Annotated in this window: 13 protein-coding genes; 4 read left to right on the forward strand and 9 right to left on the reverse strand. The window is 29.4% G+C overall.

The genetic code is table 11. From position 1 onward, the window contains the following. Positions 1-136: 136 nt before the first annotated feature. The 7 genes from trxA to B5464_RS05385 form a co-directional block, all read right to left on the reverse strand. Entirely contained in the window at positions 137-433 is a 297-nt protein-coding gene (gene trxA, locus B5464_RS05360; RefSeq protein WP_079737517.1) for a thioredoxin, read from the reverse strand. 8 nt (positions 434-441) lie between these two features. Then, complete coding sequence (locus B5464_RS05365; protein WP_079737518.1) at positions 442-1,440, reverse strand: DUF3365 domain-containing protein; 999 nt, start codon at positions 1,438-1,440, stop codon at positions 442-444. A gap of 52 nt (positions 1,441-1,492) precedes the next feature. Beyond that, positions 1,493-2,125, reverse strand: coding sequence for a Crp/Fnr family transcriptional regulator (locus B5464_RS05370; protein WP_079737519.1), 633 nt, complete (start codon positions 2,123-2,125; stop codon positions 1,493-1,495). Positions 2,126-2,204: 79 nt separating this feature from the next. Next, positions 2,205-2,336: a hypothetical protein gene (locus tag B5464_RS14565; RefSeq protein ID WP_302849547.1), complete on the reverse strand. Its 132-nt coding sequence runs from the start codon at positions 2,334-2,336 to the stop codon at positions 2,205-2,207. A 63-nt stretch (positions 2,337-2,399) separates the two neighbouring features. Next, the gene (locus tag B5464_RS05375) at positions 2,400-3,788 is read right to left on the reverse strand and encodes a TolC family protein (RefSeq protein ID WP_368350969.1); all 1,389 of its coding nucleotides are present in this window, start codon (positions 3,786-3,788) and stop codon (positions 2,400-2,402) included. Then, positions 3,745-6,969 carry an efflux RND transporter permease subunit gene (locus B5464_RS05380; protein ID WP_079737520.1) on the reverse strand — a complete coding sequence of 1,075 codons (3,225 nt, stop codon included), beginning with the start codon at positions 6,967-6,969 and terminating at the stop codon, positions 3,745-3,747. The genes B5464_RS05375 and B5464_RS05380 overlap by 44 nt, the downstream gene beginning before the upstream one ends. A 3-nt stretch (positions 6,970-6,972) precedes the next feature. Next, a complete protein-coding gene (locus tag B5464_RS05385) occupies positions 6,973-8,088 on the reverse strand; it encodes an efflux RND transporter periplasmic adaptor subunit (RefSeq protein WP_079737521.1) in 1,116 nt (371 codons plus the stop codon). 197 nt (positions 8,089-8,285) lie between these two features. Between B5464_RS05385 and B5464_RS05390 the strand changes: the two genes are divergently transcribed. Genes B5464_RS05390 through B5464_RS05405 form a run of 4 tightly spaced genes read left to right on the forward strand, consistent with a single transcriptional unit; the run spans position 8,286 to position 11,582 of the window. Further along, entirely contained in the window at positions 8,286-9,179 is an 894-nt protein-coding gene (locus B5464_RS05390) for a metallophosphoesterase (protein WP_079737522.1), read from the forward strand. 1 nt (position 9,180) lies between these two features. Next, positions 9,181-10,353: a peptidogalycan biosysnthesis protein gene (locus B5464_RS05395; RefSeq protein ID WP_231963654.1), complete on the forward strand. Its 1,173-nt coding sequence runs from the start codon at positions 9,181-9,183 to the stop codon at positions 10,351-10,353. After that, positions 10,354-11,220, forward strand: a complete 867-nt coding sequence (locus B5464_RS05400; RefSeq protein ID WP_079737523.1) for an acyl-CoA thioesterase II — start codon at positions 10,354-10,356, stop codon at positions 11,218-11,220. 2 nt (positions 11,221-11,222) lie between these two features. Further along, complete coding sequence (locus B5464_RS05405; RefSeq protein WP_077810379.1) at positions 11,223-11,582, forward strand: SdpI family protein; 360 nt, start codon at positions 11,223-11,225, stop codon at positions 11,580-11,582. Here the strand turns inward: B5464_RS05405 and B5464_RS05410 are convergent. Both B5464_RS05410 and recO read right to left on the reverse strand, forming a co-directional pair. Continuing rightward, positions 11,572-14,046 carry a TonB-dependent receptor gene (locus B5464_RS05410; protein ID WP_079737524.1) on the reverse strand — a complete coding sequence of 825 codons (2,475 nt, stop codon included), beginning with the start codon at positions 14,044-14,046 and terminating at the stop codon, positions 11,572-11,574. The genes B5464_RS05405 and B5464_RS05410 overlap by 11 nt on opposite strands. Beyond that, positions 14,046-14,768 (reverse strand): DNA repair protein RecO, encoded by a 723-nt coding sequence (recO, locus tag B5464_RS05415; RefSeq protein ID WP_079737525.1) that lies wholly within the window; start codon positions 14,766-14,768, stop codon positions 14,046-14,048. Before recO ends, B5464_RS05410 begins: the two co-directional genes overlap by 1 nt. Position 14,769 lies beyond the last annotated feature (1 nt).

Below are 14,769 nucleotides of genomic sequence, written 5' to 3' on the forward strand. Positions count from 1 at the left end.
AGTAAATGTAAAATCTTTCTATGATTTTTAATGTAACAAATATTACATTTTATCGTGTTTAATAAAGTTTACAATACTTCAATTATTAAAATATAAACTCATAAAAAAAGCACTTGCCTACACAAGTGCTTTAGAGTTAACTAAATCTTTTTATAATTTCAACCAATTCTTTTGTTTGTAAAACTCCAGATTGTCGCCAAAGCTGTTTCCCTTCTTTAAAAACCATAAAAGTTGGCACTCCTCTAACTTGATATCTTGAAGCTAATGATTGATTTTTATCAACATTTATTTTAATAATTGAAACCTTGTCGCCTAAAACGTCTTTAACTTGTTTTAAAATTGGACTCATCATTTTACAAGGGCCACACCATTCTGCAAAAAAATCGACTAAAACTGGTTTTTCTTGATCTATTATTTCTGAAAATTTACTCATGTTTAAAACTATTTTTTATTAAATGAAACATTCCAAATTCCACGAACTTGATTTATATCGTAACCCAAAGCCTGATCTTTGGGATATAATTCTTTTAATTTAGAAAGCGTGTTTTCTGTAACTTGTTTTTTAGGAGATCCATGGCATTGCAAACACATACTATTTGTTTTAATAGGGTAATAAACATTTATATTGTTTTCTGTTTCTACTACTATTGGCTCTGATTCTTTATTTATTACAACATCTTTTTTAAACAAATTAATTATTTTCAACTCCTCTAAATTAGCGGCATTTTTAGGGTTTCTAGGTTTATCTGAAACTCTTTTAATAGTTGCTTTGTGAAAAACAGACATACTATCTGTTAAAGGATATGCTTTTACGTTGCAAAATTTTAACGCTTCTAGTGTTCCTTCTTTTTGAATTTTACTCATTAAATTTTTACCTAAAACTGCTTTTGTAGAAAGAGCATATTGCAAACCTCTCTCAGAATTTGGTAAATCTTTAAAATTTTCACCCATTTTATGACCTTGCTTCCCTTTCGTTTTTACTTTTCCCTTTCCTTTACCTCTTTCTTCCTTAAAATGAGACTCAAACCATTTTGGTTGTTCAATATTATTATCATAAATATATTCAGCAATTTTTTTAATATCGTTTGCTGCAAAAACCTGTTTAGGCATTAGCCCAAATCTTCTTACAGCACCTCTCATTTTTGAAGCTTCTTTAGTAGGATTTTTCACAAAACTTTGTAAAGATTCTATAAACTTCTCTTTAGTGGTTTCTGAAGAAATATAATGTTTTTTGATAGCAATCATAGGAGGTGCAATTCTATCATCATGCGAAGCAGAAGGACTATGACAAACATAGCACTTGTTTTCCATAAGTTTTTCACCTTCTAGTTCTTGAATGTTTTTAGAAGTTATTACTTCTTTTTTAGAGTATGAAGGCCTGTTATTATCTTTACAACTGAAAAATAGTATGAAAACTAGTAATAATGTAAGTAATCTCATCTTTTTTTTTTACAAAAATAGGCTCTAATTTTCTTTTGTACAGTAACCAATGTTACAGTTCTAGAACCTTTATATTGTTTCTAAAAAGTTGAATTTTGCTTTCATTCTCTAGCTTTTTTAATAATCTAGAAATCACAACTCTAGAAGTGTGTAAATCGTCTGAAATTTGTTTGTGAGTTACTTGTAAAACATCATTGTGTGTAACCATCGCTTTGTCTTTTAAATACTTAAAAAGACGCTCGTCCATTTTTAAAAAAGCAATAGTATCTACTGCCACAAGAAGTTCTTCTACACGGTTGTGGTAACTTTGTAAAATAAAAGATTGCCAAGATTTATAAGAGCTTAACCATGCGGTCATCTTTTCTTTTGGCAACATTATTAACTCTACATCTGTTTCTGCAACGGCTCTAATTTTACTTTTTGTTTGTCCCATACAGCACGAAAGTGTCATGGCACAAGTATCTCCTTTTTCTAAATAATACAAAACTAGCTCCTCGCCTTTTTCATCTTCTCTAAGTATTTTTATAGCTCCAGAAAGTAATAATGGCATCGAAGTTATGTAATCTCCTCGGTCTATAATTGTAGACTCTGCTTTATAAGCTTTAGAAACACCTATTTCTGTGATTTCTTGTATTAAACTATCTTCAAAAAGATATCCAAAATTAGTAGCTAATTCGTCTGCCATTTTATAAATTTTAAAAGTATAAAAATAATAAAATGATTTTACGCAAAGTATTTTAAACCTATTAAAGATTTAAGTTTGATTATTTTACTTTCTTATCTGAATTTATCAATAAAAAAATTGCTGCTATTAAACCGATTACTACAACAGCAAATACACCAATCATAACTGTACCGTTTACCCAAGAAACTAGCGGAAAATTTAAAAAGTCCATAATTTTAAGTTTGCTACAAAACTAAAAACTATAGACTTTAAAATTTATGATATAAATCAGGTTTTAAAAATCTACGTTTAAAATATCTCCGCTTAATTGTAATAATTGAAGTTCAATTAATTTCGCATCATATTTTGCATTATTTAATGCCGTTTTAGAGTTTATAAGATTTATTTGAGCTTGTCTAAACTCTATTGAGGTTACTTGCCCTAGTTTGTAGCGCTCTTGTGTTCTTTTAAAGTTATTCTCTGTAGTTAAAACATTTGTTTCTTGAGCTTTTAAAATAAATAACTGATTTTGATAATTTTCCCAAGTATTCTTTAGATTATTTTCTATTGTTATTTTTTGTTGTTCTAAAAGTATTTGCTGATTTTCTAAAGCAATCTTAGAATTGGCAATTCTTGTTTTTGTTGAACCTCCATCAAAAATATTCCATGATAAATTAACACCCGCATTTAAACCATCAGACGTAATTAATTTTGCCCCAAAAGGATTGATTAAATTCTCGTTTCTGGTTCTATTATAACCATAAGAAGCATTAAAATTTAAAGACGGTAAATAACTTGCTTTGTTAATTTTGATATTAAACTCACTTATAGCAATGTTTTTTTCATTCTGTTTTAAAAGCGAATTATTTTCTAATGTTTTATTTTTTAAATCATTAAAGCTTAACATTTTATTATAAGTCACTTCTGTTTCAACAGAAAAATTTGCATCGTTTTTTTTACCTAAAATAACATTTAAACCACGTTTTGCATTGTTTAATTGTTGTTTTGCTGCGATTAAAGAAATACTATCATTATTTACATCTACTTGCGCGTTTAAAAACTCTAATTTGGTAGATTGACCATAATCATATTGATATTGGGCACGTTGTAAGCGCTGTTTAGAAATGGTAAGTGCTTCTGTTAAGTTGTCTGTATTTTCTGATAAACGAGCAATTTGAAAATACGTTGTAAACAATTGCAAATATGTATTTTCTATCGTTTCTCTGGCTTGTAACTCTGTTAAATTATAGGTTTCTTTTAATTGCTCTACATTATATTTACGACCAAAACCATCAAAAATTGTATAGTTTACAGCAAGTGATGCATTGTATGTTTTTGCTACAACACCATTACCAGATATTTCAGAATCATCACCAGTATCTCTATCCGTAAAAATTAAACTTTGATTGTTTCTACTATAATTTGCACCAGAATTAAAAGTTGCAGTTGGTAATTTACCTGTATTGTAAATACTTGTATTGTTCTCTGCAATTTCTAAGTTATTCTTGGCAATTTTAATTCCGAAATTATTTTCTAATGTTATTTCTAACGCTTTTTCTTTGGTTAAAATTTCTTGAGAAACCATTTGTAAAGTCGATAAAAAAACGACTGCTAATATTGTTTTTCTTACCAATCTCATATTATTCTTCTTTTGAATTAATCTTAAGAGTTTGTTCTTCTTCATCTACTTTAGCTTCTATAATTGCTCTTTCCACCTCTTCTTTTGTTACAGCTTCTCCGGTTTTTAACCACTTTGCCTTTACTTTAATAGAGTTAGATACAGAAAGTAAAATAGGCAACATAACCAACGTTAAAACAGTAGCAATTGCAATACCATAAGAAATTGAAATTGCCATTGGTATTAAAAATTGTGCTTGTCTACTTTTTTCTAATAATAAAGGTGCTAAACCAGCAACTGTAGTTAAAGATGTTAAAAATATTGCTCTAAAACGAGATTGACCTGCAGCAATTAAAGCATCATCATATTTCATGCCTTCTTTAAGGTAATTATTAAACTTACCAATTAATACCAAACCATCGTTTACCATAATTCCTATTAAGGCAATAATTCCTAAAAAGGATAAAATACCAATTGGAAAATTATGAAAGTAATGACCCCAAACAACACCAATCATACTAAAAGGAATCATGATTATTAATAAAATTGGCTGGCTATAAGAACGGAACGTAAATGCGATTACAATATAAATTAGTAATAAAATAATAGGCCCAACAACATTTACAGAATCTGTAGTTTTTTTAGCCTCTCTATTTTGACCTTCATATAACGGTGAAACTGTTGGATATTTAGATATTATTTCTGGCATTACCCTTGTTTTAATATCATCTAAAATTTCTGTAGCACTTGTTTCTAGATCTTTTAAATCTGCTGTAATTTGAATTTCTCTTTTACCTTTTAAATGATTTATTGCAATATCTCCTCTAGCTATTGTATAATTTGCAATTTCAGAAAATGCAACTCGAGTACCAGAAGGTGTAGAAATTCGCATGTCATCTAAATTCTTAATAGAAGATCTATCTTTTTTATCATAACGAACCCAAACTTTAATTTCATCTTGACCTCTTTGAAATCTTTGTGCCTGAAATCCGAAGAAACCATATCTAATTTGCGCCATTATTGCTTGCAAATTCAAGCCTAATAAATACGCATTATCTTTTAAAGTAATTTGAATTTCTTTAATTCCGGCAGGATCATTGTCTGCAATATCTTTAAGAAGAGCATTGTTTTCTAACTCTTGTTTAAGCTCTTGTTTAGCAGCTTTTAACTCGCTAATATTATTACCTAATAAAGAAACAGCAACCGGACTTCCACCAAAATTACCACCAGAACCAAAAGTTAAACTTTCTACACCATAAACTTTACCAACTTTATCGCTAATAGAATTTGTAATTTCTGGTGACGAGAAATCTCTAGCTTCACCCGGTAAAAGATTTACCGTTAAAGTTGCGTTTGCACTACCAGGTCCAATTCTTTTAATAACATTTTCTACTACAGAAATATTACCTGTTTGTTTTTCTGTGTATTCTGTGTTTGTTAACCAAACTTTTTCTTCTATAGACGATATTATAGAATCTGTAATTTGCTCGTTAGTACCTTGCGGCATTGTTAAAGCTATCTGAACTCTATCACTTGCTATTCTTGGAAAAAATGCTTGTTTTACAATACCTGCATTCATTGCCATAATACTAAATATTACAAGCGCAATTGGTAAAGACAATGCAAAAACTTTGTTTTGCAAACAGAACTTTAAAAAAGGCATGTAAAAAGTATCTCTTAATTTCATTAACAACCTATCTGCTGCTTTGTTTACTTTTGTAAAGAAAGCATCGATAACATTGGTTTTTTTCTCTTCTCCGTTTTCTTCTCTTTTTCTTTCTAAAGCTTTAGAATGTGCAATATGCGCGGGTAAAATAACCAATGCTTCTACCAAAGAAACCGTTAATGTTAATAATACAATTGTAGAAACTTCACCAAAAAAACTTCCTATTCTACCATCAACAAAAAAGAATGTAGAAAATGCAATAATTGTAGTTAAAATAGCAGATACAATTGGCGGAATAACTTCCATTGTTCCATCAATTGCTGCATTTATTTTAGATTTTCCTAAGTCGTAATAATGATGATAAATATTCTCTCCAATCACAATACCATCATCAACCAAAATACCAATAACGATTATCATACCAAATAATGATAATACATTGATTGTTACATCAAACTGAGCAGCAAAAATAAACATCCCGAAAAATGCTACAGGTAAACCAAATGCTACCCAAATTGCCAATCTTAAATTTAAAAATAACGCTAAGAAAAACAACACCAATAAAATACCTACAACTCCGTTTTCTATTAATAATTTAGTTCTACCATTTAGTGTAATAGAAGCATCACTAGAAATATTTAATTGTACGTTTTGTTGTTGCTGATTAAATTTATGAATGTATTCTTTAATTTTATCTGCAGAACTAATTAAGTCTTCGTTATTTGTATTACTTACCGTAACATTAATTGCTAAATTACCGTTGTAATACAATCTATCTGGCGTTTCAGACCAAGTATCGCTAACTTTTGCAATATCTTTTAATCGAATAATATTACCATCGGTAGAAGTTCTAACTATTAAATTTTGAAGCTCTACACCATAATAAGAACGGTTACTTGCTCTAATTAAATAATCTTCTTCGGATGTTTTTATGTTACCACCAGTAATTAAAATATTTGAGTTTCTTATGGCATTTGCAACCTCTGTAAAAGACATATTGTAAGAACGCAAATCGTTCTCTCTAACAGAAATTTCTATTTCTTCGTCTGGAAAACCAGAAATTGCTACTTGAGAGATTCCTTCGATACCTCGTATATCGTTTTCTACATTTCTAGCATATTGTTTTAACGATTTTAAAGGAACATTTTCTCCACTAACCGTAAAACTTATTGTTGGTCTTATACTTTCTACCTTTGCAATTACTGCCGGCTCCATACCAGAAGGAAAAGACGGAACTCTATCTACTGCATTTTTAACATCAGATAAAACAACATCTATATCTTTACCTTTTTCTACTTCGATGTTTACACTTGCAGAGTTTTCTCTAGAAACAGATGTTACTCTTTCTACACCAACAATTCCTTTTAAATTATCTTCAATTTTTAAAACTACACCTTCTTCCATTTCTGCTGGTGAAGCACCAGGATACGCCAAACTTATTTGAATAAGTTGCGAATCTACTAGCGGAAAAAACGAAGATTTCATGCTAATTGCACCAACCGCTCCAAAAATAATAAATGCAAGAATCATTACATTTACAGCAACCGGATATTTAATAAAATAAGTAATGATTTTTTTCATAGTTTACTTCTTTTTATTAATTTTTACAACCATTCCGTCGAAAGCTCCTGGTAAAGTTTGCGTTAAAATTTTTGCGTCATTTTCGATTCCTTTAATCACAACTTTATCTGTTCCAAAATATACAGGTTGCACAGAAACTAAGCTTAAAATACTATCGTTTTTAACTGTGTAAACTGCGGTATTATCTATTAATAATTTTCTAGGAATTTCAATTGCATCAGATTCTGATTTAGCAACCAAGTTTGCTTCTAAAAACATCCCTTCTTTTAGGTCTTTATGTTTTACATCTATAAACGCTTTAATTGTTTGCGAAACCTGATCTACTTTACCGTTTACTCGAACTACTTTACCTGTATATTCTTTGGTTTTCTCTAGATTTGTTAGTGATACAGAATTGCCCACTTTTAGTAAATCTGCAAATTCCGAATTTATAGAAACTTCCATTTCATAAACACTTGGGTCAATAAATTCGCCCAACTTTTGCCCAACTCTTACCAAAGAACCCGGACTAACTAATGCTTCTGTTAAAATACCAGAAAAAGGTGCTCTAATTTTATATTTAGACAAACGAACTTCTAAATTTTTTACATTGTAATAAGCTGTTATAATACCTCTACCAGAAATAAAATACTTTTCTTTATCCGAAGAAAACTCAGGAATTTTAGGTGTAGAATTGTTCATATTAAAACCCTTCAAATAAGATTCCCATTTGCTAAACTCGTTAGGATAATCTAATCTTAAATCTGGTAAAATAGCAGTGATTAAATTATATAAATTACTTTTTTGAGATTGTAAACTAGCGTAAAACTCATCATTATTAAGACTTAAAAGTGTTTCGCCTCTGTAATAGTTTGTTCCTGGTTTAAATAATTTATTTGAAGTTTTTAAAACACCTTGTACTTCAGAGAAAATTTCTATTTTATTTTTTGCAGTTAAGTTACCGCTAGCAGATAAAATGATAGGAATTTCTTTATTCTCTACATTTTCTACAAATACAGTTTTTATCTGTTTTTTAAACTTTGGTTTTGGTTTTTGATTCTTATCAATAAGGTAATTTCCTAATAATATTGCTCCTGCAATACTTAATACTCCTAGAATGGCTAGAATAACTTTTCTCATAATTGGTTTCGTTTCACTTTTTAATAGTTCGTAAAAAGTTTTCTTGTGGTTGGCACAAAGATACTTTTTATGACTCTAGCTATTTGGTAAAGTTTAAAACCAACTATGTTAAAGAAACGTTATAATTTACTAATAAAATTAGTTCTTCTAGAAACTCACTTTTTTTTAGCATCTTTATATCATCTAAAAATATATAAATGTCTTCTAATAAAAGGATTTCTCGTGCTTTTAAAAATGCTAAAAGAATTTGTTTTAATACAGATTCTAAATTTGTGTTCTTTAGTGATTCTCATAGAGGTAATAATGGCTTTGCAGACGATTTTGCTAGAAATAGAAACATGTTTAAGCATGCTTTAGAACATTACTACACTAATAATTTTACTTATATAGAATTAGGTGATGGCGATGAGTTATGGGAAAACAGACGTTTTGAAAGAATTTTTAGAGCAAACAAACACATTTACATGTTGCTTAAAAAGTTTAATGATGATAATAGGTTGCATTTTATTTGGGGAAACCATGACATGAAATACAAAAACCCGGCAACAATTCGTAAGAATTTACATTATTATTACGACTCTGTAACAGATACACAAAAAGAGCTACTAATTGGTGCATCTTTTTCTGAAGCAATCATTTTAGAAGATGAAAATAGCGGAAAAGGGATTTTTTTATTACACGGACATCAAGCAGATTGGTTTAATTATGTTTTTTGGAGATTGAGCAGTTTTTTAGTAAAAACACTATGGAAACCATTACAAATTCTAGGTTTTTCAGATCCTACAAGTCCGGCTCAAAATTTTAAAGAACGTATAAAAGTAGAGCACAAACTAGAAAAATGGATTATGGAAAATAATAATCAAATGATGATTACCGGGCACACACATAGGCCACGTTTTCCCGATAAAAGTGAAATCCCTTTTTTTAATGATGGTAGCTGCGTACATCCAAGATCTATAACGGGTATAGAAATAGAAAACAACGAAATTACACTTATAAAGTGGCACATAATAACCAACAATAATGGCACAATGCAAATAAAAAGAACCATTTTAGAAGGGCCAGAAAACTTAACACATTATATAAATTAATTTGATTTGTTGCACGAATACAAATACGGCACTTTATTTCTCTTCTATTGATGAAATTCCGTCTGAAACCTTAAAAGAGTTAGGTTGTTTAGACAACTTATATTTTAATCCAAAGTTTTTAAAATCTTTAGAGATAAATCATCCGAAAATTACATTTTCTTATATTATTTTAGTTGATAATTTAAAAAATCCTATTGCTTTTGCTAGTTTAAAAATAGTAGATTTTCACTTAAAATCTATAAAAGATAATTTTGATTTTTTAAAGAATATTGGCAGAAAACTGCACCTTTTTCCAGAAACAAAACCTTTAAAACTGTTAATATGTGGTAATACATTTGTTAGCGGAGAACACGGTGTGTTCATCAAAAATAATCAAGATAAAAAAGCTGTAGTTAAAGAACTAGCTGCTAGTATTTATCACTTTGTAAATTCTGATAAAAAATTAAAAAAACAAATTGATGCTTTTTTAATAAAAGACTTTGTCGATGCTTCTATAAACATAACAAACAAGTTAAAATTATACAATTATCATCCTTTTTCAGTAGAACCAAATATGGTTTTAAAATTAGATACAAATTGGTTGAATTTTGATGATTATTTAGCTTCATTAAAAACAAAGTTTAGGGTAAAAGCAAAAAAAGCTTTTAAACAGAGTAAAGAATTGGTAATTGAAGATGTTACGCTTGCATCCATAGAAAATATTTTACCTAAAATAAAATCTCTGTATACCAAAGTAGCTACCAATGCTAGTTTTAATTTGGTAGATTTCAATTTAGAAACTTACATAAGTTTAAAAGAAAAACTAGGTGAAAATTATATTTTAAAAACCTATTGTTTAAATGGTGAAGTGGTTGGTTTTATATCTGGTGTTATTAATAAAAATGCTTTAGATGCACATTTTGTTGGTATCGATTATCAATTAAATAGAGCGTATGCTATTTACCAAAGAATGCTTTATAATTATATAGAAATTGCCATAAAACACAATTTAAACACTATTAATTACGGACGAACAGCAAGCGAGATTAAAAGTTCTGTAGGCGCAACACCACAAAATTTAACAATGTATCTTCGTCATAAGAAAACTATAAAAAACAAAATTTTAAAGTTATTTTTGCAAAGAGTTCAACCAACACCGTTTCAACAAAAATTTCCTTTTAAAAAACAAAGTTAAATGCAAACTATACAAGAATTAATAAAACTTTTAAATCTAGAAAAAGTAGGCGAAAATATATTTAGCGGTAATAGTTATACTATTGGTAGCCCGCAAGTTTTTGGCGGACAAGTTTTGGCACAAGCCGTTAATGCTGCTCATAGAACAATTCCAGAAAACAGATTTTTACATTCTTTACATGGTTATTTTTTAGAAGCAGGAGATTTAAATGTTCCTATTAATTATAAGGTTGAAGAAGTTAGAAATGGCGGAAGCTTTTCTACAAGAAGAGTAACTGCAATACAACATGATAAAACCATATTTATACTTGCAGCTTCTTTTCATCAGCAAGAAGATGGTTTTGAGCATCAAGCTAATTTTGATAAAGACATAAAACAACCCGAAGAACTTTTAAGTTGGGATGATATGTTGGTTAAATTTGGAGATTTCTTACCAAAATCTACTAAAGAATTTTTAAACGTTAAAAGACCAATAGAGTTTAAACCTGTTAGAGTTCCAAATCCTTTAGACCCAAAAAACTTGCCACCTACAGAGCAAGTTTGGTTTCGCTTAAAAGGTAAACCTGAAAACCTAGATTTTAGAACTAAACTAGAAATTCTTACATATATTTCTGATTATAACATACTTAATGCAGCTTTTAATCCAAATGCAAGCAAGTATAATTTTGGTAATACGCAAACTGCAAGTTTAGATCATTCTATGTGGTTTTTTAGAGATTTTGACTTTAACGATTGGATGCTTTTTACAGCAGAATCACCAAATGCTTTTGGCGCTAGAGGTTTATCTAGAGGAAATATTTTTACAAGAGACGGTAAATTAATAGCATCTTTTGCACAAGAAGGATTGTTAAGACCTAAAAAGAAATAATTATGAACGATGCTTTATTATACATATTAACAACCAACGGTTTACTGTTTTTATTAAGTATAATTTTTTGGAAATTTCCACCCAAAAAAATTAATAGCATTTACGGCTATAAAACACCTAAAGCGATGCAAAATCAGCAAATTTGGGATTTTGCAAACAGCACTTTTAATAGAAGTCTGTTAATTTACGCAGGGTTGTCTTTTATTGCTTGCTTAGCGTTTACCACTTTATTAAACGCTAATTTAACTTGGCAACCAATGGCTTTTGTATTTTTATCTGTAATTGTAAGTATCGTAAAAACAGAAAAAGCTTTAAACGAAAACTTTACGGATGAAGGAAAAAAGAAAAAACTTAAAAAGTAGCCATTAAAGAAATTGATAAGTTTCTACCAGGAGAAGCAACACCAGAAGCAAATTCTATATAATGTTCGTCTAGTAAATTATCTAATCTTGCTTGCACAGATACATTATTATTAACTGCATATCTACCATTTAAGCCTAAAGTAGCCCAACTTGGTGTACCAAAGTAAATATCTGTTGCTGTAGCACCGTTTTCGTTAACAATTGGCGTTAAATCGTGGTTATCGATACCTTCTGTAATATTAAAATCTTCTATTTCTTTTTTGGCATTGAATCTAACAGCTGCACCTAATTCTATTTTATTTACTTTATAGTTTACACCAAATTGACCAAATAATGGCGGAATAGAAGACATTGGTTCTTCTGTGTCGTAGGTACGTCCTTTTGTGTACGTAATAAATCCTGTTGTATTCCAAACATCAGAAATTTTACCTAAATAGTTTGCTGTAAATCCAGTAATATAAGCAGTTTCTTTATTTTGATTAGAAACAGCGTTTCCAAATTCGCCATCAAACTCTACTTGTTGTACACTACCGTCTGCGTTGTAAACAAAATCTCTTTGAATATAATTATCTAATAATGTGTAATAGACATTTGCACCAAATCGAAATCTTTTGTTATTAAAGTATTTTTGAATACCTAGTTCTGCACTATACGCATATTCTGGTGTAACATTGATATTTGGCACTGTAACATTGCCAGATTTTTCTCTAACTCTACCAACATCATCTATGTTTGGTGATCTAAAACCAGATGATAAAACGCTATTTATTTGCCAATTTTTATTAGGTTTAAAAACGTAACCTAAAGTTGCCGTAACTGCAGAATGATTTGCTTCAATATCTGTTTCTGGTAGCTGAATAAATGTTTGATCTATCCATTTTGCTTCTAAATGGGTGTTTGTAAATCTTAAGCCAGAGTTTAAAGTAGATTTAGCACTAAGATCTTGTCTATAATCAACATAAACAGCAGAACTCAAATAACTGCTTCCACCATCAGGATAACGAGATTGTACTTTAAAATTGTTAGAAAAACCATTAATTTGATTGTTTTCTATATTTAATTCTCTTCCGTAAGAATTTGAACCAACGTCGTTATAAGCCAATTCAAAACCATAAGAAAGTGTTCTTTTTTTATCTTCTGTTAAAGACACAGAAAAATCTCCATTCAAACTAAAAACATCTACAGATTCTTCTCTATAAGAACGCTCTAAACTACCAAATTTTCTTTGGATTCTACTTTCTTGCAGGTTCTGATACGCTGCAGTAATAACTCCTTTTTCTAACCAATTTTTGTTGGCATCAAATAATAATTGAGACGAAATTAACAATCGTTCTTGCGGACCATAATACCATTCTGCAAATTTTAACGTTCCGCCACTTAATTCTGTTAACCTGTCAAACCTTGGTATATCTGATGTAGTAGAGTATTGTAAATTAATTTTTAAATCTGCGTTTTTATTTAAAGGCACAAAAAACTTCTGCAAAACATCTGTTTGATTGTAACCTGTATTTCTTTGCAAATTTGGATCTAAATTTGGTGTAGGATTCTCTTTATAATTTCCGTTAATATTTTCAGAATAAAAGAATACTTTTCCCCAATCATCAAAACCATGCCTCCTATTTTCACCAGCTTTTAAATCGCCAAAATCACTGTAAGAAACACTGGTTAAAGAAGCCCAATTTTTGTTTCTAATTTCCGCAGTAACATTTGTAGTGATTTCATGATTAACAGTAGAAAACCTAGAAAAAAACTGACTTTTAACTTCCTTTTCTTCTGATAACTTTGGTGTTTTTGTATAATAATGAATAACACCTCCTAAAGCATCTGAACCGTAAAGAACAGAGGATGGTCCGAATACTACTTCTGTTTTATCTAAAATATTTGGTGTAACCGTAATAGAACTTTGTAAATGTCCTTTTCTATAAATTGCATTATTCATTCTAACACCATCTACAACTAATAAAACGCGATTAGATTCCATACCTCTAATCACCGGACTTCCGCCACCAAATTGAGATTTTTGAACTTTTATGCCAGGTATTGTTGCCAATAAATCTGCAGACGTTTGTGGTGATACATTTTGAATATCTTTAGTATTTAAAACCGCAACCTGTTCTGCTATCCTGTATGCTTTTTCTTCTTTTTTAAATAATGAAAGTACAACTTCATCTAACTGCTCTGATTCTTTTGCCAAAGAAATAACATAATTCTTGCTCTTTAGCACAGATTTTTTGACTCTGAAAACAGCGTATGCTAAGTGAGAGAAAACAACATATTCATTCTCTTTAAAATCAGAAACATCTACCAAACCAAACTTATTGGTAGTTAGATTAATTGTTTGGTTATCATTAAAAACACTAACATTTTTAACAATTTTACCTGTTTGCTTGTCTAAAACTTTAACTTCTTGTGCATAAGTTATGCCTGTGACAAAAAAAACGATTGTAAGTAAAAATTTCTTCATTAATTAAAAACTGCTTCTAAAATTTGTAATGATTTAGGTTTTCTAAAGCCATCCAAATGTAATTCAAAATATCTTATTATGGTTTTTAACACCATTTGTCTTTCATTTTTACTGAAAGATACGTTTTCTATACTATCAAAATTTATGCCTAACAGCTTTTTAAATTGATAAAATTCGTTACCAGAAATAACATTAGCGTCAAGCGTTGATTCTGAGAAACTTCCGTTTAATAAATCGAAGCCAAATAAAGAATCATTTGTAGTATCAGGATAAAAGCCTAAAAAACGAGATGCATTTAAAAGAAAAAGTAAATGAAAATTGGCAATTTTATCATGAGAATCTAACCAATTTAATCCTGCCTCTAAATAATTGTAAAAAGATGTATTACTTTCTTCTTCTTGAATACTGTTAGACAACACTTCAGAAATAAACAATACAACAGATTGCTTAACTATATCTCTGTAAATAGAAGTATACGGATTTAAAACCTGCACTTCTTTAAGTGTATTTAAAGTACTTTTATTATTATGATTTGCTACAATTGTTAATTGTGTTAAAGGTTGAAAATAAGCAACTTTAATTCCGCCTTTTTTTGCTTTTAAAATCCCTTTAATAATGTAAGATTTTAAACCATCTTCATATGTAAAACATTTAACTATTAAACTAGTATCGCTATATTTTAAACTACTTAAAACAATAGCTTTTGTTTTAATTGCAGCCATT

This window comes from Polaribacter sp. KT 15 (genome assembly GCF_900143115.1).
Taxonomy (GTDB): domain Bacteria; phylum Bacteroidota; class Bacteroidia; order Flavobacteriales; family Flavobacteriaceae; genus Polaribacter; species Polaribacter marinaquae.